Here is a 24,614-nt window from a genome sequence, read left to right on the forward strand (position 1 = left end):
GCCCCGGCACGGCACGTCAAGGCGAAAAGGGCCCACCCGCTTCTCGCGGATCCTGATTGCGTGGTGCACGGCCACGAGCCGCTTCTCCACGTCCTCCTCAGGGGCCCTTTCCGTCAATTCCATGGAAACACGGGGGGGGTGGGCTGCTGCCAGGGCCGAACAGCCCCACCTTCGGTGCCGCTCGGCCCCACCCCTCCCTTACTGCTTGACGACCAATCGGCGCAGCCACGGCTGCCTGCTGAGGCGGGCGGCGGCGAATCCGGCCAAGCCCACGGCGGCGGCCACGGCGACCTCCGTCCCGCCAAGTGGCTGGGTCTCAAGTACAGATCGCAGGAACGGTACGTACAGAGCCGCCATCGCGAGACCGGCCGAGGCGAGCACCGCCGCCGGCAGGAAGAGGTTCTCCCGTGTGAGAAGGCGGTCCCGCAGCCCCATGACGACCCCGAGCTGTGCGGCCAGCAGGGACAGGAACAGCACACTCTGCCAGGCTGCGTCCACGGCACGGGCCGAGAGGCCTGCAGCGAGGCTTGCCATGGTGACCACAGCTGCGAGGAAGAGCACCCGTTGCCACAGGCCGTGCCCCAGCACGTGCTGTTGCGGCGGGCGCGGGGGCCGGTGCATGGCGCGCGGGGACACTGGCTCCGCCCCCATCGCCACACCGGTCAGGCCATGGGTGAGGAGATTGATCCACAGGATCTGACCCGCACGCAGCGGCAGTGACAATCCGAGCAGCGGGCCCAACAGCATCACCAGGATCTCTGCGGTGCCCCCGGCGAGTCCGTAGACGAGGAAGCGCCGGATGTTGTCGTACACGCGGCGCCCCTCCTCGACCGCCGCGACCACGGTGGACAACTCGTCGTCGGTGAGCACCAGATCGGCCGACTGTCTCGCCACCTCGGTGCCTCGCCGCCCCATGGCGACGCCGATGTCAGCCTGTCGTAGTGCGGGTCCGTCGTTGACGCCGTCACCGGTCATCGCCGTCACGTCCCCGCGGTCGCGCCAGGCTTCGACGATGTCCAGCTTCTGCTGCGGGTCCGTGCGGGCGAACACCCTGACCGCCGTGAGGTCGTCCACGGTTCCCGCCGCCAGCGACTGACCTGTGACGACCTCGCCCGGCTCGCTGTCGGGGGACAGCAGACCGACGCGCGTGGCGATGGCCCATGCGGTGGCGGGATGGTCACCGGTGATGAGCACGGGGGTGATGCCCGCAGCCCGGCACGCGGCCAGCGTGGCGGCCGCAGCCGGCTTGGGAGGATCGTTGATCGCCGCCAGGCCGAGCAGCCGCAGCCCCGATTCGGCGTCCGCTGCCCGCGTCGGAGCCTCGGTCCGCTCGCCGCAGGCCACGGCCAGCACCCGGTATCCCTGCGCGGCGAGCAGCGCTGCCTCGTCCTGGGCCCGATCGAGGAGCTGCGCGGACTCGTCGAGCACAGCGGGGTCGAGGACTGCTTCCGGAGCACCCTTCAGACACACCATCAATTGCCCCGTCGGCGTTCCGTGGAGCGTGCTCATGCGCTTGCGTAGGCTGTCGAAGGGCGCTTCGTCGGTCCTCGGGTAGGTCTGGTGAAGCGTGCTCGGTTCCTCGCAGTGCGCTTTGGCCGCGGCCGTGAGGAGCGCGGCTTCGGTGGGGTCGCCGAGGGCAGTCCAGCGGCTGCCGGTGCCGTCGGACGGTTCGTCCGGTGGGCGCAGCGCGGCGTCGTTGCACAGCGCTGCGGTGGTCAACAGCTTTTGTACGGGGCCGAGTTCGGCGGGCTCCGCTGCCCGGCCGTCGACGCGAACGTCGCCGAACGGCTCATACCCGGCGCCTGTGAAATCGACGGCGCCTTCAGGTGTCCATACGCGTTCGACGACCATGCGGCCTTCGGTGAGAGTGCCGGTCTTGTCCGTCGCGAGTACGGTCACCGATCCGAGCGTCTCCACGGCGGGGAGGCGTCGTACGACGGCGTGGCGTGCGGCCATGCGCCGAGCGCCCAGGGCAAGTGCCAGCGTGACGACGGCCGGGAGCGACTCGGGTACGGCGGCGACGGCGAGACTGATCGCGGTCACTGCCATGGTGCCTGGCGCCAGGCCACGGATCAGTCCCAGGGCGAACACCAAGAGGCACAGTGCCAGGGTGGCCACGGCGAGAACCCGTCCCAGTGCGGCCAGCCGCCGCTGCAGAGGTGTCGCCTCGAGTCGCCCTTCCAGCAACGCGGCGATGCGGCCCAGCGCGCTGGCGGCCCCGGTGGCTGTCACCGTGGCGATGCCCCTGCCCCGGACCACGACGGTGCCCGCGCTCAGCGTCGCGGCCCCCGGCCGTCCGGAGCGCAGGTCCTTGTCCACGGGTACGGATTCACCGGTCAGCATGGATTCGTCGAGGAGCAGCGCCGATGCCTGCGTGAGGAGCGCGTCGGCGGGAACGATGTCCCCTTCACCGAGTGCCAGCACATCGCCGGGGACCACTTCGGCCGCGGGCACCTCCCGCTCGCAACCGCCGCGCAGGACACGTGCGTTCGGGGCTGACATGGCGGAGAGTGCGGCAACCGCGTTGTCGGCTCTGACCTCCTGGATCACTCCCACCGTGGTGTTCACGACGATCACGAGGGCGATGACGACGGAGTCGGCGTGGTCTCCGATCGCGACGGTCAGTGCCACGGCCCCGAGGAGGACCATGATCAGCGGATCCCGGAGCTGCGCCACAACGCGCGTATGCAGGCGCACGGTTCTCCGGGTGGCCACCTCGTTGCGGCCGTATTCGGCGAGGCGGCGTGCCGCATCCTCTTCCGTGAGCCCTCGACGGCGCTCGTCGGTGGACTGCGGGGTGCGGACGGGGTGCGAGGTCACGTGGTGCTCCGATCGACGGCGACGGGGCTGGTATGAAGCGGATCAGGTCGTGGCATCGCGAGGCGCGGTTCACGGCGTGGGAACCGTGATCACCGGGCTGAGCGCCCGGTGCAGCAGGCCGTGGACGACCGATCCCAGCCGCATGCCGGTGTGTCCGCCTCGGCCCCTGCGGCCGACCACGACGGCCAGTGCGTGCTCGGAGGCGCGGGCAAGCTCCTCGACCGGATGCCCGCGGACCACCTCGTGCGTCAGGGCCACATCCGGGTACTTCTCCGACCAGCCCGCCGTTGTTTCCGAGAGCAGCCGTCGGCGCTCCTGCACCGCCTCCGCCTCGTCCGTGAACGAGACCACCGGGGGCGACCACACCCAGAGGGCACGCAGGCCGGCCCCCCGCAGGCTTGCTTCCTCGAAGGCCTGGGCGACGGCAGCGCGCGAAGCCTGGCTGCCGTCGACGCCGACCACCAGGTAGGGCGGCTGCTGCGTCACATGCTCGGGCTCTCCCACGACGACGACCGGACAGTTCGCCTGTGCGCTGACAGGCACCACCACCGAACTCGCGCTGAAGAACTCCTCCGCCCGGCCGAGCCGACGAGAGCCGAGGACCACCATCCGGGCCTGTGCCGAGTGGCGGCATAGCGCCGGGGCGGGAACCCCGTCGAGCAGGTCCGTGATCACCTCAAGCTTCCCGTGCCGCTCCCGTATCCAGGAGGCAGCGGACGTGAGTGCCTCGGCTCCTCGACGCCGCAGCTCGATGTGGTGCGCGGTGGAATCGGCGTGGCGTGTGTCGTGCGACGGCGGCACGGCCAGCAGCAGCCGAAGCGCAAGCTGTCGGCGGTGGGCCTCGTCGGCGGCCCAGGCAAGTGCGGGGCGGGCTTGGTGCTGCGGGTCGACGCCGACGATCATCTCGCGGCGGTCTGCGAGGTCTGTCACTTCTCCTCCTAGTGTCGCTGTCGCTTGCTCTCGCGCGGAATGAGCTCCACGGGGCATTCGGCATGGTGGAGAACCGCATGCGTCACCCGTCCCAGCGTGGGGCCGAATGCATCGGGCGGCCGTCGGCCGCCCATGACGAGCAGGTCGGCCTGACGTGATGCCTCCACGAGGGTCCCGGCGACGGACGCGCCCTCTTCCACGTCCGCGGTCACGGTGAGCTCGGGGAATTCATCCCGGATCCGGTCGGCCACCGTGGAAACACGGTGCAGGTGCTGCTGGGCGATCTCGTCGACGTCGTCCAGCATGGTGGCCACCGTGCCCACGTACCGCAGCACTTGCCAGACGCTCAGCAGACGCAGCGACGCCTTGCGGAGTTCCGCGGCGCGCGCCGCGCGCCGGACGCAGTCGAGGTCGTCCTCGTCGCGGACGGCGGCCACCACCACACCGGCCCCCGCCCCTTGTGCTCCGCCCCTGACCACCACGACGGGGACCGTCGCACCCGCCGCCACGCGGAGCCCGACGGAGCCGAGCAGCAACGCGGCGAAGCCTCCGTAGCCGCGGTTCCCCACGACGATCGTGCCGTCACTGCCTGCAGCGTCGAGCAGGCTGACGGTTGGCTCCCGTGGGCTCAGTTCCTTGTTGATCTGCAGTTCGGGGTACTGCTCCGCCAGCCGGTCCGCCGTCTCCTTGAGCACGTCGCGCCCGCGCTGGCGCACGCGCTCGACGGTCTCGACCGAGGCGTACAGAGCTCTCCGGTAGGTGTCGGCGGCATAGAGGAGGCGCAGCGGCCTTCCTCGCCGGTCGGCTTCGGCCGCGGCCCAGTCGGCAGCCGTCGCCGCATTCGCCGAACCGTCCACGCCCACGACGACCATCCCGAGCTCCGGTTCGGCCGCAGTGCTGCTGCCCATGTCTACTCCTTGCCGAGTTTCATCGGGGATCACGCCCTCACGGTGTCACCACGAGATGGGCGTGGTGAGGGCCACAGGGGCCCCCGACTGGGCCGAAGGTCCCTCTCCGGCCGAAGCTGATCCATTCGGTCCGCTCCGAGGACCTCTCGGCCCTGTGCACGCGGGCGGGATTCGTTCCACGCTGGCATTCAGGACGGCCTGATCCGGCACGTGATGGAAAGGACTGGCGCGCCATGAGGCACCGGAGTGTCGCGGACCTGATGTCCCCCACGGCCGTGAGCGTGCAGCGGGGCACCGCCTTCAAAGAGATCGCCCGCCTCCTCGACGAATACGGCATCACCGCCGTACCGGTGATCGACGACAAGGAGCGGCCCGTCGGAGTCGTCTCCGAGGCCGACCTGCTACGCAAACAGACATCGAGAGACACATCCAGCGTGGCCGAGGAACTGATGTCCAGTCCGGCGATCGTCGCGCAGCCGGGGTGGAGCGTGGTCCGTGCAGCCAGGGTCATGGAGAAGAAAAGGATCAAACGGCTGCCCGTCGTCGACGAGTCGGGCCGTCTGGTCGGTGTGATCAGCCGCAGCGACCTCCTGCAGCTCTTCCTGCGGCGGGACCGGGCGATCCAGGAGGAAATCCTCGAGGACGTCGTCACCCACACCCTTGGGCTGCCGCCCTCTGCGCTGACGGTCGAGGTCACCGACGGCAGAGTCACGCTCACCGGCAGGGTGGCGCGCAAGAGCCTCATCCCCATCACCCTGCGGCTGTGCGAGAGCGTCGACGGGGTAGTGGATGTGATCGACCGGCTCGCCTACGACGTGGACGACTCCGCGGCTGTGAAGGGCGGCGACCGCCATGTCTGAGGTGACCACGACCGATCTGTACGAAGTGACGATGGCCATGTCCTACCTGCGGGAGGGGATGCGTGCTCCGGCCACTTTCAGTCTGTTCGTGCGGGACTTGCCGCCCGACCGCGGGTTCCTTGTGGCGGCCGGCCTGGAGCCTTCGCTCGACTACCTGTCCCGTTTCCGCGTCGGTCCGCACGACGTGGAGGAATTCGCCGAGGCCCTGCACCGGCCGGCCGCGGACCTTGAGCCGCTGCTCGGCCTGGGATTCGACGGCGAGGTGCGTGCTGTCCCCGAGGGGCGGCTGGTGTTCGCCGGAGAGCCGCTGCTGGAAGTGACCGCGCCACTGCCGCAGGCCCAGCTCGTCGAGACCTACCTGCTCACTCAGCTGTGCCATCAGACAGCGGTCGCCTCCAAGGCGGCCCGCTGTGTCATTGCCGCCGCTGGGCGGCCCCTGGTGGACTTCTCACTGCGTCGTACGCACGGGCCGCAGGCGGGATTCCATGCCGCCAGGCTGGGCGCACTGGTCGGCTTCGCGGGCACCAGCAATGTCGCCGCGGCCACGAGCCTCGGTATACCCGCTTCGGGCACCATGGCTCACTCGTACATCGAGGCCTTCCCGGGCGAGGAGGAGGCGTTCGGGGCATTCGCACGTGCCCATCCAGGACCGGTGACCTTCCTCGTCGACACGTACGACACCGATGGCGGAGTCGCGATCGCGGCGCGGGTACTCAAGGAGCTCGGGCTCGGTCCCGGCTGCGCCATTCGCCTCGACAGCGGTGACCTCGGGGCTCTCGCGCGCAGGGCGCGGGACATTCTCGACGCCGCGGGGCTCACGGACGTCCGCATCATCGCCAGCGGTGGCCTCGACGAGTACGCAGTGGACAAGCTCGTGCGGGCCGGCGCCCCGATCGACGTGTATGCGGTGGGTACCCGCGTCGGCGTGGCCGCGGACGCGCCCTACCTCGACGCGGCGTACAAACTGGTGGAGTACGACGGGCGGCCGGTCATGAAGCTCTCCTCCGCGAAGGTCACGGCCCCTGCGCCGAAGCAGGTCTTCCGCCGGTCCGGCCTCGCCGACGTGATCGGCGTGTGGAGCGAGGACATGCCACCCGGCGCGGAACCTCTGCTCCGCACGGTCATGCGCGGGGGCAGCAGGACGGGGAGGCCGGACAGCCTGTCGGACGCCCGCGCGCGGTTCGACGCCGATCTCGCCGCTCTCCCGGCCTCGGCACGGCGTATCCACGGCCCCGAATCACTCCGTCCGGTCACATCCGAGCGGCTGGCGGCCCTGACCGCGGCCGTGCGTCACCGTATCGAGGAGGAGATACGGACATGAAACTCAGCAAGGTCGGAAACGTGATGGTGGGCGAGGTCATCTCGGTGATGCCTGCCACGCCGTTCAAGGATGTCGCCAAACTGCTCGCCGAGCACGACATCACGGGGCTGCCCGTCCTCGACGACGACGGCAGAGTGCTCGGGGTCGTCTCCGAAAGCGACCTTCTCGTCCGTCAGGCGTCAGCCGGCGGGGCGGACGAGGAACAACAGGGACCTCGGCACGGCCGGACCGCGGGCTCGGCTGCGGACACGCGGGACGACAAGCGGGAAGGCCTCACCGCCGGCCTGCTGATGTCCGCACCCGCGATCACCGTCAAGGCCGAAGACACGGTTGCCAAGGCCGCCCGGACGATGCTACGGCGCGGCGTCGAACGGCTTCCGGTGGTGGACGCCGCAGACCGCCTGGTCGGCATCGTCACCCGGCGCGATCTTCTCCAGGTGTTCCTTCGCCCCGACTCCGAAATCCGCCGCCACGTGGTCGAAGACGTGCTCACGGACACGCTCGGGCTGGCCCCGAACGTGATCGAGGTCCATGTCGTCGACGGGGTGGTCACGCTGGAGGGGCAGCTGGAGCGGCACAGTCAGATCCCTGTCGTACTGCAGCTCACGCAGCGGTTGGACGGAGTGGTATCGGTGGTGGACCGCCTGTCGTCACGTGTCAACGATTCCGGGCTCACACCACCGGAAGGCGCGGAGTACGGGTGGCCCTGGTGAGCCCAGGACGACACCCCCAGGGCCGACCGGCCCTGCCGGAGCAGCCAGCCCCATGGGTGGCGCGGATCCGGTCGGCCGGCCGTGATCAGGGGAGGTCCCGCGGGGCGCCGGGGCCGGTCGGCCCCTTCGTGGGCCCCTTGGCCCCTCCTGTCACGGCCGCCGGACCATGACGCTGGAACTGTGGCCGCACGCGCGGCCCTGAGGAGGTCCGAACCATGACTCGCAATGTGACCGTCGGCCTGGACGGGTCGCCCGAGAGCCGCGCCGCCGCCGCTTGGGCTGCCCAGGAGGCATTGCTGCGCGAAGTGCCCCTGCACCTCGTTCACGCGGAGGAGTGGCCCACGACCGCGGCCATTCCCATGGTCGGACCCGAAGTGCAGCAGCAGTGGGCCGACAAGGTCCTGGCCGATGCCGCGGACGAGCTGAGGCAACGCCATCCCGGACTGGAGATCACTGCACGACGGCTCTCCGGAAGGCCCGCCGCCGCCCTGCCCGTCGAGGCGGGTGACGCGGAGATGCTGGTGCTCGGCTCACGGGGTCTCGGCAGCATCATGGGCTTCCTCATCGGCTCGGTCGGCATGGCCACGGTCAGTGCCACCGAGCAGCCGGTCGTGCTGGTACGGGCACCCAAACACCAGGACAAGGAGCCCCGGGCCGGATCCGGCGACGCCGAGCAGCCGGACACCGCGTCCCCGCACCGCGACGTGGTCGTCGGCCTGGACGTCTACCAGTCCTGCGACAAGCTCCTGGCCTTCGCCTTCGACGAGGCCGCACGCCGTGGCTGCACTCTCCGCGCCGTACACGGCTGGACGCTCCCCCTCGTGTTCAGCTACGCACCGATACTCGACCCCGGCATCCAGCTGGAAGTGGGCCGTCAATTCGAGCGGGCCCTGAGCGACATGCTGCTGCCATGGCGGCAGAAGTTCCCGTCGGTGCAGGTTGTCGAGCGGGCTCTCATCGGTTCGCCTGGGCAGCAGTTGGTGTACTCGGCGGCCGACGCCGACCTGGTGGTCGTCGGCCGGCGCCTCCGCCGGGCTCCACTGGGTGGGCACATCGGCCCCGTCGCCCACGCGGTGATGCACCACAGCGCCGCACCTGTCGCCGTCGTCGCCCACGACTGACCCCTCTCGGCAGGAGGATCAAGTGCCCTCACCACCGCTCGACCCGACCACCGTGACAGCCCTTGTCGAGGACGCCACGGCAGCCCCGTCCATGCACAACGCACAGCCCTGGAAGTTCCGGTACCTGAGCGGCACCGGAACGATGCAACTGCGCGCCGATCCGGAGCGCACGATGCCCAAGTCGGACCCGACGCACCGTGCCGTCCATCTCGGCTGTGCCGCCGCACTGTTCAATCTGCGGGTGGCCGCCGTGCACGCCGGCCGGGAACCGGTCACCACACTGCTCCCCGACCCCTCCGAACCGTGGCTGCTGGCCGAGGTGAACCTCGCCGAACCCGCGGGCCCAGAGCACGATCTCGCCATACTTCACCCCGCTGTCCGCAAACGGCACACCAGCCGCCACCCCTTCACCGACGAGGAGATCCCGGACGACATCCTGGACGGGCTGCGCGGCGCCGCCCTGCTCGAAGGCGCCCGGCTGTACGTTCCCGAAGCGTGGCACGTGAAGTCCGTGCTGAACCTGGTGCACGACGCCGAGGGCCGTGAAGCGCTCCACCCCGAAGTGCGGGAAGAGATGGCACGCTGGACCGACACCGGCGCCAAGGGCGACACTTCGCGGCGGGAAGGAATCCCCGCATATGCCTTCGGCCCCCGTCAGCACGATGTCACCGCTCCCATGCGGGACTTCGCCGGCCGGCATCCCGTTCCCGGCCGTGGCTCAGCCACCTTCGAGAAGCAACCCCGCCTCGCTCTGCTCGGTACGGCCGGCGACCGGGCGGAGGACTGGCTGCGCGCGGGTCAGGCGATGGAGCGGGTTCTGCTCCAGGCCACCCTGGACGGGCTGGTCACGTCCCTGACGTCGCAGGCCCTCGAATGGCCGGAACTGCGGTGGGCGGTACGCGACCCGGGGTCGGCGATGGGTCACGTACAGATGGTGATCCGCCTCGGATACGGCCCCGAAGGTCCAGCGTCCCCGCGCCGGTCGGTGAGCGATGTCCTCGACATCACGTGAACCGCACGGGTGCCCGGCCCGCCCTTTGGGTCGGCGCGCTCCAGGGACGCGGTAGTGGCCGCCCCGACGGATGTGCTGACTCCCGGCGGCTCGGGCGGGGACGCTTCGGCGGATGCCGAGGGTCCCGCCATACGGACGCTGTCGCCCGCCGACGTGTACTCCGCGCTGGACACGTCGCCCCGTGGCCTGACGACCGAGGCAGCCGGCGCCCGGCTCCGGCGGTTCGGGTCCAATGAACTCCCGCGCGCAGCGCACCCGGCCATGTGGCGGCAACTGGCAGCCCAGTTCACGGACCTCTTCGCGGTCGTCCTGCTCATCGCTTCGGCGATCACCGCTCTCGCGTACGCACTCCAGGAGCCACGGGACCCCGGCACACTGCAACTCGCCGTGGCGATCCTCGGAGTGGTGGTCCTGAACGCGTCCATCGGGTTCGCCCAGGAGTACTCGGCCGAGCGGACGGCGGAGTCGCTGCAGGCGATGGTGCCGCACACCTGCCGCGTGCTGCGCGACGCCGTGCTCCGGGAACTGCCCGCGCGGGAGCTGGTGCGGGGGGACGTGGTGATTCTCGAAGCCGGAGATGCGGTCTCCGCCGACTGCCGCCTGGTGGAGGCGCACGACATCACCGTGAACAACGCCGCGATCACCGGGGAGAGCGACGCGGTCCGTCGCGGCCACGAGCCCGATCAGCAGGGCCCGGTCCTGGAGGCGCGCAACTGTGTTTTCATGGGCACCGACGTCGTGGCGGGAACCGCAAAGGCCGTGGTCTTCGCCACGGGCCGGTCGACCGAGTTCGGGCGGATCTTCCAGCTCACCGCCGCCGCACCGCGGCAGAAGACCCCACTGCAGCATCAGGTCGCCTCGATGGCGCGCCGGGTGGCGGGTGCGGCACTGGCCGTGGGAGCGCTTCTGTTCGCCGTGCGGCTGCCCGCGGGGCAGGACCTGGTGTCGGCGTTCGTCTTCGCGCTCGGTGTGATGGTCGCGCTGGTCCCCGAAGGGCTGCCCGCCACGCTCTCCGTGTCCCTCGCGATCGGCGTCCGGCGTATGGCCCGCCACCATGCGCTGGTCAAGCAACTGCTCGCTGTCGAGGCTCTCGGCTCGACCACGGTGGTGTGCACGGACAAGACCGGGACACTGACGCAGGCGGAGATGACCGTCGTCCAGGTCTGGGCCGGAGGCGCCATGCACACCGTGTCCGGGGTGGGTTACGAGCCGGCCGGTGAGGTCACGGATCCCGAACCGGTGCGCGCTGTCCTGCGGACCGCGGCGCTGTGCAGCAACGCTCGTCTGGTGCCGCCCTCCGACGGCGGTCGATGGCATGTTCTCGGGGACACCACCGAGGGTGCGCTGCTCGTAGCCGCCGCCAAGGCCGGGCTCGATCAGGCCACCGAAGAGGCGGCCGCTCCGCGCGTCGGCGAGCATCCCTTCGACTCCGTACGCAAGTTGATGAGCACGGTGCACTCCGGGGCCGACGTTTACCACGCCTGTGTGAAGGGCGCTCCCCAGGAGTTGCTCGAACGGTGCACGGCCATCGACCGGCAGGGCGAAGTGATCGCGTTGACCGACGCGCTGCGTGCGGAAGTGATGGCCGTCAATGACGAGCTGGCCACGCAGGGACTGCGGGTTCTGGCCGCCGCCCGGCGGGAACTCTCAGGCCCGCATCCCGACCGGGACACCGTCGAGTCGGGGCTGACCTTCCTGGGGCTCGTCGGCATGCTGGACCCGCCGAGGCCGGAGGTACGAGAGGCAGTCGCCGCCTGCCACCGGGCCGGTATCCGCGTTGTCATGGTGACCGGGGACCATCCGCTGACCGCTGAGGCAGTGGCCCGGCGCGTGGGGATCGTGCGGCATTCCGCTCCGACGGTCGTGACCGGTGCCCAGTTGAACGATCTGGACGACGACGCCCTCGACGGGCTGCTGGCCGGCCAGGGCGATCTGTTGCTGTGCCGGGTCAGCCCCGAGCACAAGATGCGTGTGGTCACCGCCTTCCAGCGGCGTCACGAGGTGGTCGCTGTCACGGGCGACGGCGCAAATGACGCCCCGGCCCTGAAGCACGCCGACATCGGTGTGGCCATGGGCGCGTCGGGAACGGATGTGGCCCGGGAAGCCGCCGTCATGGTGCTGCTCGACGACTCGTTCGCCTCCATCGCCACGGCGGTGCGGCTGGGCCGTTCCGTCTACCAGAACATCAGGAAGTTTCTGGTCTACCTCTTCAGCCACAACATCGGGGAACTCGTCCCCATCCTCGCCGCGACCTTCGCAGGTTTCCCTCTGGTCCCGATCAGTGCCGTCCAGATCCTGGCGATCGACCTCGGCTCGGACGTCCTGCCCGCTCTCGCGCTCGGCGCCGAGCCCCCGGAGGACGACGTCATGGACCGTCCGCCGCGCTCACGGGACGAACGGCTGTTCTCTCCCGCGGTGATGGGCCGCATCCTCTTCCTGGGCGGAATCCAGGCAGCCGGGGTCTGCGCGGTGTTCTTCTGGCACATCAACGCTTCCGGTATCCCCTATGCCGACTTCACCGAGGACAGCGTCGCCTATCGGGAGGCGATCACCCTGGTGCAGGCCGGGATCGTGGTCAGCCAGTTCTTCAATGCCCTGGCGGTGCGCACTGAACGCGAGAGCGTCTTCCGGGCCGGTCTGCTGAGCAACCTGTGGCTGCTGGCAGCCGGATTCTTCGGGATCGGCCTGATGGCAGCCATCAGCTATCTGCCCCCACTCCAGGAGGTGTTCAACACGGCCCCGCTCACCGTCACCGACTGGGCCGTCCTCGCCGGGCTCGGAGTCGTGCTTCTGGCCGCAGAGGAAGCCCGCAAGGCCTGGCTGCGCCACCGCGCCGCACGAGACAAGGGAGGAGAGCGATGAGAATCATCATCGTGGGCTGCGGGCGGACGGGATCCGCACTCGCCGTCCGGCTCACCGAGGAGCGCCATGACGTACGGCTCGTCGACCGCGAACAGAGCAGCCGACGGCGCCTGCCCGCAGGGTTCCCCGGCCAGTTCCTCGAAGGGAACGGATTCAGCCGCGCCGTCCTGGAGCAAGCGGGTATCGAGCACGCCGACGCGCTCGTCGCCGTCACCTCCGGGGACAACAGCAACATCGTCACCGCACGGACCGCGAAGGACACGTACCGAGTACCCATCGTGCTCGCCCGCATCTACGACCCATGGCGCGCCGACATGTACCGGGAACTGGGCATCCCCACCATCGCCAGTGTCCGCTGGACCGTGAACCAGATCCATCAGATGCTGCTGCACCGCCATCTCACACCGGAACTCACCTTCGGCAACGGCGAAACGCTCCTGGTCCGTTCGCAGCTCCCGGCCTACCTCACCGGGCGCCGGCTCGCCGAGTTCGACGTCGACAGTGAGATCCGTGTCGTGGAAGTGACGAGAGGGGGCCGCTCGCTGGTGCCCGCCCACGGCACGGCAGCCGAGCCCGGAGATCTCGTCACCTTCGCCGTCGCCGCCACCGCGCTCGGCCGTCTGCGTGGCTTTATCGACAAGGAGCTGGGGACATGAAGGCCCTCATCGCCGGCGCCGGGCGACTGGGCACCCAGATCGCCCAGGTGCTCGCCGCCGCCGGGAACGACGTCACCGTGGTGGACGCGAACGCCGACCGCATCAATACGCTTCAGGGACAGCTCGCCGTACACCTCATCCTGGGGGACGCCTGCGAACCTGCGGTTCTGGACCAGGCCGGCGCCCACACGGCCGACCTCGTCATCGCCGCCACGGGAGAGGACGAGGACAACCTCGTCATCAGCCTGCTGGCCAAACGGCAGTGTGCCGCGCCACGCGTCGTGGCCCGCGTCAACGACAGTGAGAACGCCTGGCTGTTCGACCGGCGCTGGGGTGTCGACATCGCCGTCCCCGCTGCCACTCCGCTCATCTCCCTCATCGAGGAGGCAACCGGTGCCACCGATACCGTGGCCCTGCTGCGCCTCAGCAAGGCGGGCGTCGACATCATCGAAACCGTGATCACCACGCACTCTCGCGCAGTCGGCAAACCCCTCTCGGACATCCCTCTGCCCGACGGAACCGTCGTCGCCACCGTCATACGGGACGGCCGGCCGACCGTGCCCGGACCGGCCGTCCGCCTCCAGCCCGGTGACGAGTTGCTTCTTGTCTCGCACAGCGCCACCGAGCAGGAGATCCACTCGGCGTTCCAGTGAGTGCGCCCACTGGGCCGAAACGGGCCCGAACGACCCTGCGCCGGGACCTGTCGGCCCATCCGAACGAAAGGCCCGGAGCGTGACAGTGGAGGCCCACTCCACGAAGCGAGGACGGCGGGTATGGCCACTGGCGGACGCGTCCTGCACCATCCGCGGCGTGTGCTTCCCGATGCGCGCAACGCAGTTGTGATCGTGGGGTTCGCTGCCGAGGGCACCAGGGCCCGGGACCTGGTCGACGGCGCCCGGACGCTCAAGATGTTCGGCCAGTACGTGCCCGTGCGGGCCGAGATCGCCAATGTGCCGCATTTCTCGGCGCACGCCGACGCGGGACAGATCGTCGACTGGCTTCGTGGCGCTCCCGCGCCCAATACGACTTACATGGTCCACGGTGAGCCCGGCGCCGCCGGGGCGCTTCGCGACCGTATCGACCAGGAGCTGGGCTGGACCACGGTCGTGCCCCGCACAGGTGAGGCCGTTCTGGTCCGCTGATTCCGCGTGCCCGCTGCCGCCGCCCGACGAGTACACCCGACCCCGGACACCCGGCCACCGAGCCACAGTTCCCCATGCCGTCGCGCCATCAGGCCCGGTACGGTAGCCATGACCGCCAGAGTCAGCCGTCGGCCCGTCGAGGCACACCCGGAGGGAGCAGCGGTGGGAAGCTCGGAGGACGGCCGCGTACGGCTGCCGCAGCTGAGGCTGGACGAACTGCTGGAGGAGCTGCAGGCCCGCCTGGACGCGGCGCGTGGCACCCGGGACCGGGTGCACAGCCTGCTGGAGGCCGTGCTGTCGGTCGGGCGGGAGCTGGACCTGGAGCAGGTGCTGCACAGCATCACCGAGGCGGCGGCCGTGCTGGTCGACGCGGAATACGCCGCGCTGGGTGTGATCGCGCCGGGCGGGACGTCACTCTCGCAGTTCCTGACGGTCGGGGTCAGCGACGAGCAGATCGCCGCGATCGGCCCGTACCCGTCCGGGCACGGCATCCTCGGCGAGCTGATCAGGAACCCCCAGCCGCTGCGGCTGCCGAAGATCTCCGAGCACCCTTCGTCGTACGGTTTCCCGCCGCATCACCCGCCGATGAACACCTTTCTCGGCGTCCCGATCCGGGTGCGCGACCACGTCTTCGGCAACCTCTATCTGACCGAGAAGCGGGGCGGAGTCCAGTTCGACGAAGAGGACGAGTCCGTGCTGTCCACCTTGGCTGTCGCGGCCGGGGTGGCGATCGACAACGCCCGTCTGTACGAGGAGGCCAAGCGGCGCGAGCGCTGGCTGCGGGCGAACGCGGACATCACGCACAGTCTTATGTCGGGCAGCCCCCGCAGCGAAGTCCTCACTCTGATCGCCGAACGGGCCAAGGAGATCGCCGGCGCGGAACTGGCTGTGGTGGCGCTGCCGATGCCCGACACCGGCACGCTGGCGGTCGAGCTGGCGATCGGGCGGGACGCGGATGCTCACCGGGGGCTGGTGCTGCCGGTCGAGGGAAGCCTGAGCGGCGCCGCGTTCTCCGCGGGCGTACCGGTAACGAGCGCGGATGTCGCTCACGACGAGCGCGTTTCGGCCGGGCCGCCGCGGTTCGCCGGGCTGGGGCCCGCGGTGGCCGTGCCCATTGGCACCGCGGACGGGGTACGAGGAGTGCTGCTGCTGGCCCGCGAGGCGAGTGCGACGGTCTTCGCGGGCGAGGAGATCGACCCGCTGCGGATTTTCGCCGGTCAGGCGGCGGTGGCGATGGAGCTGGCGGAGCGACGCAACGACGCGGAGCAGATCGCCTTGCTGGAGGACCGCGACCGGATCGCCCGTGACCTGCACGACCTCGCGATCCAACGGCTCTTCGCCACCGGCATGACACTCCAGAGCGCGGGGCGTCTGATCGAGAACTCCCCAGCTTCGGAGCGTGTGCTGCGCGCGGTTGACGACCTGGACGAGACCATCAAGATCATCCGCTCGACCATCTTCGGGCTGCGCTCACACGAGACGGGGGCCGGGCAGGGCCTGCGGGCACGCGCTGTGCGGACGGTCGGGGAAGCGGCTCCGGCACTGCGCTTCGCGCCGAGCCTCCGGATGGAGGGGCTTCTGGACACCGACGTGCCGCGGGAGACTGCAGACCACCTGGTGGCGGTTCTCTCGGAGGCGCTGACCAATGTCTGCCGCCATGCGCACGCCACCCGGACCGACGTGGCCCTTCAGACGGACGGACGGGAAGTGGTGCTGACCGTCTCCGACAATGGGGTGGGGCTCCCTCCCGACGGGCGCCGTAGCGGCCTGGCCAACATCTCGGAGCGGGCCCAGCAGCTGGGCGGCGAGCTGGAGTTGACCTGCCCGTCCGGTGGCGGAACCTCGCTGGTCTGGCGCGTCCCAGTACAGATCACCTGAGTCCCATTCCCAGGTTCCACCGGGATCACGGGGCGGACTGCTGCTCGTGCGACACGCGCCTGTCCGAACGGAATTCATCGCGGTCCACAACACGTCCGGTCACCAGCTCGGGACGGATCCGGATGAATACTCCGTCCGGCACCGGCACCCACGAGCGCGGTCCGGTCCGCAGCAGCCGTTCGCGCTCCCCCGGGTCAGTGACCAGGATCGCCGGGCCAATGACGACGACACTCCAACCGGTGCCGGCCGCCTCGTCGAACCGGTCCGCCTCGAACGCCACCACTGCCTGGCCCACTGCGCGGGCCACTCGCGAGGCCGCCGAGGTGCACAGCACCACGCAGAAGTCATGATCCAGGGAGAAGTTCACCGGCAGGACGGCAGGCAGGGCCTGGTCGGTGTAGACGATGCGCCCGATCGACACCTGCCCCAGCAGACGCAGGCACTCCTGCCGGTCGAGCTCTCGGAAGCCGTCGTGGTGGTGCATGGCGTCCATCCTTAGGGCGGTCCGCCCGGATCGTAGGGCACGCAAAGCCTCGCCGATACCTCCCGTTGTCCGGAACTGCGGTTGTATGTACCCAACGCTCCGGTGTCGGCCTGTGCTTGGGAATGGGCCGAGAGTCCCTGGTCATCGGGCGAACGGCCCGTGCCGGGCGGTGTGAGCAGCAATGTTCACGGACAGAAGCGCCCGCGCGCTTCGGTGCCCAAGGCGCGCGGGTGCGAGATGTGCGGCCCGGGCCGTCGTCCTCCGCCGATCCGGGCCGCAGCCAGGGCCGACCGGCCCTCGCCAGGACCGGCCCGGTCCGTATCAGGTGATCCTGCGCCGCCACCCCGGACCGACCTCCCCCCACTCCTTCGCCCACTGGTCCATGCGGATGCGGTCAAGACGCCCGCGTGCGGCACAGCCGGCGGCCGCCACCAGTCCACCCCAGGCGCCGAGGGCCAGTGCTCCGGCGGCAACCGCCTGGGCCGCCACCTCCGCGCCGGCGACCGGCGGCGTGGTCGGAGTCCCCCAGCGGTCCGTCCAGAACACGACCTTCGCTCCGGCAGGGCCGCTCGCCTCGACACTCACCGTCGCGGTACGGACCACGCCGTATCGGTCCCTCCAGCGCACCGGCGCCCGGACTTGCGCCTTCACACCGTCTGCCGTGGGAATCGCCTCGGGCACGGCCTCGGTGAGCACGGCCTTGACGGCGTACCGTTCCGCCCGATGCCGCTCTTGGGTGTGCACGACGGCCAAGCCCGCTGCGAGGGTGACGGCTGCTCCGCCGACCACCGCCAGCACCCATACGGCAAGCACGATCCAGGCCTCGACCACGTCGCTGCGGCGCCTGAGCGGGCTGCGCCGCCATCGCCAGAACCTCGTACTCGTACGCCCGTTGCTCCTCATCTTGACTCCACACCCCCTGGTGAGCGGGGACGACCGTGACACTCCGGGCCCCGTTCCCGCGGACGGCGGGCGAGCCATTGACGATCGGGCCGTATAGACCCGACCACCGCCTGTACAAGGGCCGTTCAGTCCTTGTGCCCCGAGGCGTCGCGTCCCGGTGAGGCACGACAGCCAGCCCTTGTCGCACGGGCCAAACCGTCCGTGCCGACCACGACGCGCCCGGGTGTCCCGTAACAGACCCGGAGCGCTGCCGGCCATCGTGTCCTCCTCCCGTGTCGCGATCGCCGGGGTGACATCTGCTCACGCTGCCACGGTGCCCGCGAGGCCAGGAGGGCCGCTCAGGCCCAAATGTGGGGGCCGAACGTCCCCCTCCGGGCGGAGAGCCGTACACGGGTGTCCGTGCTACCCGCGACAGTGGCCCGGCCTGCGAAACCGCGGGCCGCCGCACAGCCCGTAGAGGTCTCCGGCACGGCCGACCGGCCCCTTGCGGAGGACCTTTGTCCCCTTCCGTTCAGCCCGGCGCAGAACGAGGGTGAAGACCCGGACCGTCGGATCCTTCCGGTCCGTCGAGGAGGTGGCCAAGGTGATCCGCATCAGAGCCATCGTCCGGCCGACACCCAGCGAGCGACGCCCGCCCCTGGACCGGCACACGCCCTCCGGACGCCCGCTCCCTTATTGAACGGCGCCTCTCGCGGAGGGGGCGCAGCAGAGGGATGAGGAAGCCATGAAGCACCGCACCGTCGAAGACCTGATGACCCGCGAAGTGATCCGGGTCCGCCCCGACACGCCCTTCAAGGACGTCGTACGGCTGCTCGCCGAGCACGGCGTCACCGCAGTGCCCGTGGTCAACGAGCAGGACAACCCCGTCGGCGTGGTCTCGGAGGCGGACCTGCTCCGGCACGAGGCAGCCCAGCCAGATCCGGGGGGCCGTGCGGCGTCGCTGGGGATGCGCCCCCGCGACCGCGACCGCGCCGCGGCAGAGACCGCCGAAGGGCTGATGACCTCGCCCGCCGTGACCGCCCGCGCCCAGTGGAGCATCGTCGAAGCGGCCCGGGAAATGACCCGCCACCAGGTCAAGCGGCTGCCCGTGGTCAACGAGGCCGGACACCTCGTCGGGATCATCAGCCGAAGCGATCTCCTTCGGGTCTTTCTGCGGCAGGACAGCGCGATCCGCGAGGAGATCACCCGAGAGGTCCTGAGAGACACGCTGTCCCTCTCTTCCGAAGAAGTCCAAGTCAGTGTGGTCGACGGTGTGGTGACGCTGACCGGCAGGGTCAGCCAGCGCAGCCTCATCCCGATCGCGATGCGGCTGTGCCAGGCCGTCGACGGCGTCGTCACCGTGCACGGGGTTCTCGACTCACCCGGCGACGACGAGTTTGGGGCGGCCGAAGCGACCAACCCCGACAGTGTCGTCGGATACACCCAGCGCCATTGAAGTCATCGATCGGGGCAGCGGACCCGCCGACGTCGGTTCAGGTGCCGTCGGTGAGCCGGCGGCACGCGGCCCCGGCCTCACTCGGCCGGATGTGTGGGGTGTTCACTGCTCGTGCCGTCGAGTGCGCGTAGCACCTCCGATCACGTTGTGGTCGAAGGTGATGGTCAGGTCTGGCACGGCACGGACCTCGAACCGTCTGTCCACGGAGCGGGGCCGCTCGGTCACGCCGCCGACGACCATCTGAGGGGCATCAGACTCGGCGGGGCGATCCCGAACCCGAACCCGCCGCCGGCGCCGGCGCCGGCGCCGGCGGCGGCGGCGGCGGCGGCGGCGGCGGCGGCGCCGAACATCCCTACCGCTCCCCGGGCAGGGTGAGTGTGCAGGATTCCCCGGGCGCCACCGAGACCGTGCGGTCAGGCAGGGCGATGTCGATCGGTGCGCGGTCGGATTCGGGCACGGTGATCTGCAGCTCCCCCGGGCGCAGCCGGAGCCGGACTCCCCAGTGGCCCTGGTAGCGGATCGCGAAGCCGTACTCCGACAGCTCCGGCAGCGGCACCGGGTTGAGCCACAGCGCGCCGCCCCGGGTCTCGAGGCCGGTCAGTCCGCGTTGCACGAGATCGAGGGTGCCGGCCATGGCGCCGAGATGGATGCCCTCGCCGGTGGTGCCACCCTGCAGATCGGCGATATCTCCTGCCAGTGCCTCCTGGCAGAACGTCCATGCTTCAGCGCGCCGCACTCTCGCCAGCACCCAGCCGTGCACGAGGCTGCTGAGCGTCGAGCCGTGGCTCGTGCGACGCAGGTAGTAGTCGACGGTGCGCTGCCAGATGGTGTCGTCCACTTCGTGGCCGAGCCGACGGAAGAGCCCCTGGAGTTCGGCCGGTGAGAAGAGATAGCCGAGCATCAGCACGTCGGCCTGTTTCGATGCCTGGTAGCGGTTGGCCGTGTCGCCCTCGGCCTCCAGGATCCGGTCGAGGCGCCGGATGTCGCCGTAGCGGTCCCGGTAGCGGTCCCAGTCGAGTTCAGCGAGCTCGCCATAGCCGTCGAACTGACTGATCACCCCGGCATGGAAGGGGACGTGCAGCTTGCGGGAGACCTCCTCCCACCTTGCGGGTTCGCCGTCGTCGAGCCCGATGCGCTCGGCCAAGTCCCGGCGGCGCGGTTCAGGGAGAGAGTGCAGCACGTCGAGGGCGCGGGCGAGCACCCAGGCCGCGGTGACATTGGTGTACGTGTTGTCGACAAGGCCTGGTTCCTTCGCCTCGGGATAGGCGTCGTGGTACTCGTCGGGGCCTACGACTCCGCGGATCCGGTAGCGGCCGAGCGCCTCGTCGTAGGCGGCGGACGACGCCCAGAACCGGGCGATCTGCAGCAGCATTTCGGCGCCCTTGGTGTGCAGGAACTCCGTGTCGCCGCTCGCCTCGCAGTACTGCCACACGTTGTACGCGATCGCCGATCCGACGTGGTGCTGGAGCCGGGAGTGGTCGGGCAGCCAGCGCCCCGAGCGCGGGTTGAGGTGCAGCTGCTGGGTCTCCTCGCGGCCGTTGCTGCCGCTCTGCCAGGGGTACATGGCCCCGGCGCGTCCGGCGTCGCGGGCTGCGAAGCACGCTCGTTCCAGGCGCCGGTGGCGATAGCTGAGCAGGGCCCGGGAGACCTCGGGGAAGTGGAGGTTCAGATAGGGCAGGACAAACAGTTCGTCCCAGAAGACATGACCTCGGTACGACTCGCCGTGCAGTCCCCGGGCCGGGACTCCGACGTCGAGGTCCGCGGTGTGCGGGGAGAGCGTCTGCAGGACGTGGAAGAGGTGGAGCCGCAGGACCGGGCCCGAGCTGTTCGGCACGTCGAGTTCGGCCGTGCGCCACAGCTGGCGCCAGGCCGTGCGGTGCGAGGCCAGCAGGGCATCGAAGTCCGGAGCACGGCTCACCCGGTCGACAGCGGCATGCAGCGGGTCGCTGATCGCCCGGTCCCGGGAGGTGTGCAGGGCGACCGTCTTGTCGACGGTGACTGTCCGGCCTTCGGCCAAGGGAAGGCGCAGGACGTGAGCAACCCGCAAGTCCTCGTGGCGGTTGGTGGGCTCGGCCGGGACGTCGGCCACGGTGCGTGCGGCCAGGCCGACCCGGATGTCAGAGGTGCTGGTGCGGCAGCGGAGCCACATGGTGTCCGACGCGGAGGTCCCCGTGTGAACGTGGGTGAGATGACGGCCGGCAAGCAGTCCGTAACGCTCGACGCCGGTGTTGGCAACGGCGCCGTCGAGGGCCGACTCGACCTCAATCTCCCCGGACCACCCCTCCGCGGTGAACTCGGTGCGCAGCAACGCCAGATGGGGGTGAGCCATGTGGACCAGGCGCAGCTGTCGCACCCGGAGGCGCCGGCCGCTCTCGTCCTCGTACCGCAACGTGCGCTCCAGCGTGCCGACGCGCAGGTCCAGCGCCTGGTGATGGTCGAGGAGCCTGTGGGTGTCCGGAGTGAGCCAACTCCCGGAGCCCGTACGGAAACGCAGGGGCAGCCAGTTGGGCAGATTGGCTATGTCCTCGTTCTCGACGTGCCGCCCCGCCACGTCCGAGATCAGCCGGTTGTAGCAACCCGCCGCATACGTGCCCGGGTAGTGGACGGAGTCCGCCGTGCACTCGGGGGCCGCCCCACGGGTCGCGAAGTAGCCGTTGCCGAGGGTACACAGCGACTCGCGCAGGCGCTCCTCTTCCGGGTCGTAGCCTTCGTACTCCCAGGTCCAGTCGCGCATCGTCAACCCTTCTGGCAGTCGCTGTCGGTGAGGAGTTCCGCGAGGTCACGGACCACCACATCCGCGCCGTGCTTCAGCAGTTCAGCACGCGTCTGTGGCGTACGCGCCCGGTCCACACCGACGACCAGGCCGAAGCCGCCGCGGCGCCCGGCCTCGACTCCGGCCAGAGCGTCCTCGACGACAGCGGTACGGGAGGTGGGGACACCAAGGCGGCCGGCCGCCTCCAGGAACAGCGCGGGGTCGGGTTTGCCGGGCAAGTGCAGGCGCGCCGCCTCACCGCCGTCCACCAGGGCATCGAAGAGGTCCAGCACTCCCGCGTGTTCGAGGAGTTCGCGGGCGTGCCGGGAGGCGGAGGCGGCGGCCAGTGGTACACCGGCGGAGCGCAGGGCACGCAGCAGCCGGACCGTGCCCGGATAGGCGTCGACGCCGTGTTCCCGCAGCCGCGCGGTGAACAAGCGCTCCTTGCTCCCGGCGACGGCCTGCACCTCCGCGGCGGGCAGCCGCAGCCCCCGGGACTCCAGGAAGGCCGCGGCACCGTCCATCCGTGACTTGCCGTCGACGTACCGCAGATAGTCCTCCCGCACGTCGAAGGGGCGCCGCTGGGCGGGATCGGCGGGCGGGTGATCGCGCAGGTAGGCGTCGAAGGCGGTCTTCCAGGCGGCGGCGTGCAACCGCGCGGAGTCGGTGATCACTCCGTCGGTGTCGAGGACCACGGCCGCCATACCCCGCAGCGCGCGGGGCATGGCTGTGTCGGGCTGTGTCGGATTCATGAGTCGTCGGCCACCAGGGCGGGGAGTTCGAGGAGCCGGTTTCTGTAGCCCCATTCATTGTCGTACCAGGCGAAGACCTTCACCTTCTCGCCGTTCGCCTGGGTCAGAGCGGGGTCGAAGACGCACGGGGCGGGATCCCCGATGACGACGCGGGCGGCGTCGGTGCTGGTCGGAATGATGCCCAGGGCGCTCATGTCGTCACGCCCTTTGCGGTACGACGGCCACCGGGCACACCGACTGGTGCAGCACCGCGTGGGCAACCCGGCCGAGTTGGAGGCCAAAGTGCCCGTGCCGCCGCTGGGCGCCGACAACCAGCAGATCTGCCGCGGCCGAGGCGTTCATGAGCACCATGCGGGCGGGACCCTCGGCCGTTGCCCGGTGCAGCTTCACGGTGGGGTGGTCCGCCACGGCTTCACGTAGCGCCGCTTCGAGGATCTCCGCGGCCTGGCTCTCGTGGTAACGGGCGGCGTCTTTGGCGACCAGAGGATGGTCGGCCCCCTCGTGCGCGGGGCAGCGCCACGCCCGGATGGCGTGCAGGGCAGCCCGGCGCCTCTCCGCCTCGCGGAACGCGAAACGCACAGCGGCCGAGCCCTCCGGGGGTTCATCGACGCCGAGGACGATCCGCCGGTGCATGCCGCTCTGCGGGTCGTGGTTGCCGCGAATGACGAACACCGGGCAGTCGGCGCGGGCGGCGACTGCCAGGCTGACCGAGCCGAGCAGCATCTCGGCGAGTCCGCTGCGGCCGCGCGAGCCGGTGACCAGGCCGGAGGCGTTGCGTCCCTCGCTCAGCAGGGCGCTCACCGTGTCCTCGGGCAGGATGTCCGTCTGAATCTTCAGGTCGGGGTCGCGACGGCGGGCGCGTTCCGCGGCGGTACCTACGATGTTCTCGGCCATGACCCGCTCCGAGGAACGTCCCAACTCCTGGGCGAGCGCGGCCCCTTCGTACCGCTCCCACATCGACGCGTTCACCAGGCGCAGCGGTACACCGTGCAGGGCTGCTTCGTCGGCCGCCCAGTCCACGGCCCGCAGGCTGGACTCGGATCCGTCCACGCCTACAACGAGGGGCAGCTCCATTGTCCCCACCTTCTTCCTTCTCATGCGGAGTGCGGACTTCTTGGGCTCAGTCGTGGGGGACCACCGCAACGGGCGAGGTGGCGTGGTGGAGCACGGCATGTGTGACGGGCCCGATGTGGGCGCCGAGCGGCGAACGGCGAGTACGGCGGCCGACAACGACCAGGGACGCGTCTCGGGAGGCGTCCACCAGGTGGTTGGCGGGTTTGCCCGATCTCGACCGCTCGACGACCTCGACGGCCGGGAACTTCTGCCGCCAGGGGCGCAGCGTCTCGGCCAGGGAGTCCGCGGCCTGGGCGGCCAGTTGGGCGTTCATCCTCGGGTCGGCAGGAAGCCCGTATGCGAAGTAGGGCGGCAAGTTCCAGCCGTGGACGACGTGCAGGGCGGTTGCACGGCGCGCAGCCGCATCGAAGGCGAACTCGATCACCGAGTCGTCCGGGTGCTCGGTGTCGAGGCCCAGCACAACGGGCCGTTTTGCAGTGGAACCGGGCGCGCGCTCGTCCTCGGTCTTCTCCTCTTCCTCTGCCCGTACGAGGACGACGGGCCGCTCCGTGTGGGCCACGGTTGCCATGCCGACGGACCCGACCATGAATCCGGCGACGCCGCTCAGGCCGCGGGAGCCCAGGACCAGCAGCTCGGCGTCCCGGGCCTCTTCGGGCAGGATGGTGCCGGGCCGGCCGGCGACCTGATCCACGGTGATCTCCACATCCGGGTGACGGAGCCGCAGCTCGTCGGCCGTCTCGCGGGGAATGCGCTCCGCCCAGTGCTGCATCGTTTCGCCGCCCAGGAGTGGAGCCTGAATGTAGGGCTGCGGTTCCCAGACGTTGACGAGGCGTAGCGGCAGACCGCGCAGCCGCGCTTCGCGGGCGGCCCATTCGGCGGCGGCCAGACTCTCGTTCGAGCCGTCCAGGCCGACGGTGACGGTGCGGGACATGATGCGTACCTCCTGGATGGCGGGCGGATCTGTCGGACGATCCGCTTCCAGCGTCGTTGA

The 24,614-nt window shown here is 70.2% G+C and carries 20 protein-coding genes and 1 pseudogene; 11 read left to right on the forward strand and 10 right to left on the reverse strand.

Annotation, left to right across the window (positions count from 1 at the left end):
* Nucleotides 1–198 precede the first annotated feature (198 nt).
* The 3 genes from OG741_RS04900 to OG741_RS04910 form a co-directional block, all read right to left on the reverse strand.
* A complete protein-coding gene (locus OG741_RS04900) occupies nucleotides 199–2,820 on the reverse strand; it encodes a cation-translocating P-type ATPase (RefSeq protein ID WP_405595477.1) in 2,622 nt (873 codons plus the stop codon).
* Between the two features lie 69 nt (nucleotides 2,821–2,889).
* The gene (locus tag OG741_RS04905; RefSeq protein ID WP_405595480.1) at nucleotides 2,890–3,750 is read right to left on the reverse strand and encodes a universal stress protein; all 861 of its coding nucleotides are present in this window, start codon (nucleotides 3,748–3,750) and stop codon (nucleotides 2,890–2,892) included.
* 8 nt (nucleotides 3,751–3,758) lie between these two features.
* Nucleotides 3,759–4,658 carry a universal stress protein gene (locus tag OG741_RS04910; protein WP_405595481.1) on the reverse strand — a complete coding sequence of 300 codons (900 nt, stop codon included), beginning with the start codon at nucleotides 4,656–4,658 and terminating at the stop codon, nucleotides 3,759–3,761.
* Nucleotides 4,659–4,891: 233 nt separating this feature from the next.
* On the opposite strand from OG741_RS04910, the gene OG741_RS04915 reads away from it, so the two are divergent.
* From OG741_RS04915 to OG741_RS04960, 10 genes are all read left to right on the forward strand, one after another.
* Nucleotides 4,892–5,518, forward strand: a complete 627-nt coding sequence (locus tag OG741_RS04915) for a CBS domain-containing protein (RefSeq protein ID WP_405595483.1) — start codon at nucleotides 4,892–4,894, stop codon at nucleotides 5,516–5,518.
* Nucleotides 5,511–6,839, forward strand: a complete 1,329-nt coding sequence (locus tag OG741_RS04920; protein WP_405595485.1) for a nicotinate phosphoribosyltransferase — start codon at nucleotides 5,511–5,513, stop codon at nucleotides 6,837–6,839. The genes OG741_RS04915 and OG741_RS04920 overlap by 8 nt, the downstream gene beginning before the upstream one ends.
* Nucleotides 6,836–7,552, forward strand: a complete 717-nt coding sequence (locus tag OG741_RS04925; protein ID WP_405595487.1) for a CBS domain-containing protein — start codon at nucleotides 6,836–6,838, stop codon at nucleotides 7,550–7,552. The genes OG741_RS04920 and OG741_RS04925 overlap by 4 nt, the downstream gene beginning before the upstream one ends.
* Nucleotides 7,553–7,767: 215 nt before the next feature.
* A complete protein-coding gene (locus OG741_RS04930) occupies nucleotides 7,768–8,673 on the forward strand; it encodes a universal stress protein (protein ID WP_405595489.1) in 906 nt (301 codons plus the stop codon).
* Between the two features lie 22 nt (nucleotides 8,674–8,695).
* Nucleotides 8,696–9,685, forward strand: a complete 990-nt coding sequence (locus tag OG741_RS04935; protein ID WP_405595492.1) for an Acg family FMN-binding oxidoreductase — start codon at nucleotides 8,696–8,698, stop codon at nucleotides 9,683–9,685.
* A 54-nt stretch (nucleotides 9,686–9,739) separates the two neighbouring features.
* Nucleotides 9,740–12,547 carry a cation-translocating P-type ATPase gene (locus OG741_RS04940; RefSeq protein ID WP_405595495.1) on the forward strand — a complete coding sequence of 936 codons (2,808 nt, stop codon included), beginning with the start codon at nucleotides 9,740–9,742 and terminating at the stop codon, nucleotides 12,545–12,547.
* Nucleotides 12,544–13,203, forward strand: a complete 660-nt coding sequence (locus OG741_RS04945; protein WP_405595497.1) for a potassium channel family protein — start codon at nucleotides 12,544–12,546, stop codon at nucleotides 13,201–13,203. The genes OG741_RS04940 and OG741_RS04945 overlap by 4 nt, the downstream gene beginning before the upstream one ends.
* A complete protein-coding gene (locus OG741_RS04950) occupies nucleotides 13,200–13,856 on the forward strand; it encodes a potassium channel family protein (protein WP_405595499.1) in 657 nt (218 codons plus the stop codon). The genes OG741_RS04945 and OG741_RS04950 overlap by 4 nt, the downstream gene beginning before the upstream one ends.
* A 120-nt stretch (nucleotides 13,857–13,976) precedes the next feature.
* Nucleotides 13,977–14,345: an MBL fold metallo-hydrolase RNA specificity domain-containing protein gene (locus OG741_RS04955; protein WP_405595501.1), complete on the forward strand. Its 369-nt coding sequence runs from the start codon at nucleotides 13,977–13,979 to the stop codon at nucleotides 14,343–14,345.
* Between the two features lie 108 nt (nucleotides 14,346–14,453).
* Nucleotides 14,454–16,223, forward strand: coding sequence for a GAF domain-containing protein (locus OG741_RS04960; protein WP_405595503.1), 1,770 nt, complete (start codon nucleotides 14,454–14,456; stop codon nucleotides 16,221–16,223).
* A gap of 25 nt (nucleotides 16,224–16,248) precedes the next feature.
* Here OG741_RS04960 and OG741_RS04965 read toward each other — a convergent pair whose 3' ends face one another.
* Nucleotides 16,249–16,707 (reverse strand): pyridoxamine 5'-phosphate oxidase family protein, encoded by a 459-nt coding sequence (locus tag OG741_RS04965; RefSeq protein WP_405595506.1) that lies wholly within the window; start codon nucleotides 16,705–16,707, stop codon nucleotides 16,249–16,251.
* A gap of 321 nt (nucleotides 16,708–17,028) precedes the next feature.
* Nucleotides 17,029–17,610: a hypothetical protein gene (locus OG741_RS04970; RefSeq protein ID WP_405595507.1), complete on the reverse strand. Its 582-nt coding sequence runs from the start codon at nucleotides 17,608–17,610 to the stop codon at nucleotides 17,029–17,031.
* Between the two features lie 724 nt (nucleotides 17,611–18,334).
* Between OG741_RS04970 and OG741_RS04975 the strand changes: the two genes are divergently transcribed.
* Nucleotides 18,335–19,045, forward strand: coding sequence for a CBS domain-containing protein (locus OG741_RS04975; RefSeq protein ID WP_405595509.1), 711 nt, complete (start codon nucleotides 18,335–18,337; stop codon nucleotides 19,043–19,045).
* Between the two features lie 352 nt (nucleotides 19,046–19,397).
* Here the strand turns inward: OG741_RS04975 and OG741_RS04980 are convergent, their stop codons facing one another.
* The 5 genes and pseudogenes from OG741_RS04980 to OG741_RS05000 form a co-directional block, all read right to left on the reverse strand.
* A complete protein-coding gene (locus tag OG741_RS04980) occupies nucleotides 19,398–21,779 on the reverse strand; it encodes a glycoside hydrolase family 65 protein (RefSeq protein ID WP_405595511.1) in 2,382 nt (793 codons plus the stop codon).
* A 2-nt stretch (nucleotides 21,780–21,781) separates the two neighbouring features.
* Nucleotides 21,782–22,549, reverse strand: a complete 768-nt coding sequence (locus OG741_RS04985; protein WP_405595513.1) for an HAD family hydrolase — start codon at nucleotides 22,547–22,549, stop codon at nucleotides 21,782–21,784.
* A pseudogene (locus OG741_RS04990) lies at nucleotides 22,546–22,704 on the reverse strand (type I glyceraldehyde-3-phosphate dehydrogenase); the annotation flags it as partial. The gene OG741_RS04985 and the pseudogene OG741_RS04990, both read right to left, overlap by 4 nt.
* A 43-nt stretch (nucleotides 22,705–22,747) precedes the next feature.
* Nucleotides 22,748–23,623, reverse strand: a complete 876-nt coding sequence (locus tag OG741_RS04995) for a universal stress protein (protein WP_405595516.1) — start codon at nucleotides 23,621–23,623, stop codon at nucleotides 22,748–22,750.
* Nucleotides 23,624–23,669: 46 nt separating this feature from the next.
* Complete coding sequence (locus OG741_RS05000) at nucleotides 23,670–24,554, reverse strand: universal stress protein (protein ID WP_405595518.1); 885 nt, start codon at nucleotides 24,552–24,554, stop codon at nucleotides 23,670–23,672.
* Nucleotides 24,555–24,614: the final 60 nt, after the last annotated feature.

The sequence above is a fragment of the Streptomyces sp. NBC_01410 genome (assembly GCF_045040195.1).
Taxonomy (GTDB): domain Bacteria; phylum Actinomycetota; class Actinomycetes; order Streptomycetales; family Streptomycetaceae; genus Streptomyces.

Coding starts and splice junctions, on each gene's coding strand:
- OG741_RS04910 (WP_405595481.1), bottom strand. CDS start 4,658: ATGGGCAGCAGCACTGCGGCCGAACCGGAGCTCGGGATGGTCGTCGTG.
- OG741_RS04915 (WP_405595483.1), top strand. CDS start 4,892: ATGAGGCACCGGAGTGTCGCGGACCTGATGTCCCCCACGGCCGTGAGC.
- OG741_RS04920 (WP_405595485.1), top strand. CDS start 5,511: ATGTCTGAGGTGACCACGACCGATCTGTACGAAGTGACGATGGCCATG.
- OG741_RS04925 (WP_405595487.1), top strand. CDS start 6,836: ATGAAACTCAGCAAGGTCGGAAACGTGATGGTGGGCGAGGTCATCTCG.
- OG741_RS04930 (WP_405595489.1), top strand. CDS start 7,768: ATGACTCGCAATGTGACCGTCGGCCTGGACGGGTCGCCCGAGAGCCGC.
- OG741_RS04945 (WP_405595497.1), top strand. CDS start 12,544: ATGAGAATCATCATCGTGGGCTGCGGGCGGACGGGATCCGCACTCGCC.
- OG741_RS04950 (WP_405595499.1), top strand. CDS start 13,200: ATGAAGGCCCTCATCGCCGGCGCCGGGCGACTGGGCACCCAGATCGCC.
- OG741_RS04955 (WP_405595501.1), top strand. CDS start 13,977: ATGGCCACTGGCGGACGCGTCCTGCACCATCCGCGGCGTGTGCTTCCC.
- OG741_RS04960 (WP_405595503.1), top strand. CDS start 14,454: ATGACCGCCAGAGTCAGCCGTCGGCCCGTCGAGGCACACCCGGAGGGA.
- OG741_RS04965 (WP_405595506.1), bottom strand. CDS start 16,707: ATGCACCACCACGACGGCTTCCGAGAGCTCGACCGGCAGGAGTGCCTG.
- OG741_RS04970 (WP_405595507.1), bottom strand. CDS start 17,610: ATGAGGAGCAACGGGCGTACGAGTACGAGGTTCTGGCGATGGCGGCGC.
- OG741_RS04975 (WP_405595509.1), top strand. CDS start 18,335: ATGAAGCACCGCACCGTCGAAGACCTGATGACCCGCGAAGTGATCCGG.
- OG741_RS04980 (WP_405595511.1), bottom strand. CDS start 21,779: ATGCGCGACTGGACCTGGGAGTACGAAGGCTACGACCCGGAAGAGGAG.
- OG741_RS04985 (WP_405595513.1), bottom strand. CDS start 22,549: ATGAATCCGACACAGCCCGACACAGCCATGCCCCGCGCGCTGCGGGGT.
- OG741_RS04995 (WP_405595516.1), bottom strand. CDS start 23,623: ATGGAGCTGCCCCTCGTTGTAGGCGTGGACGGATCCGAGTCCAGCCTG.
- OG741_RS05000 (WP_405595518.1), bottom strand. CDS start 24,554: ATGTCCCGCACCGTCACCGTCGGCCTGGACGGCTCGAACGAGAGTCTG.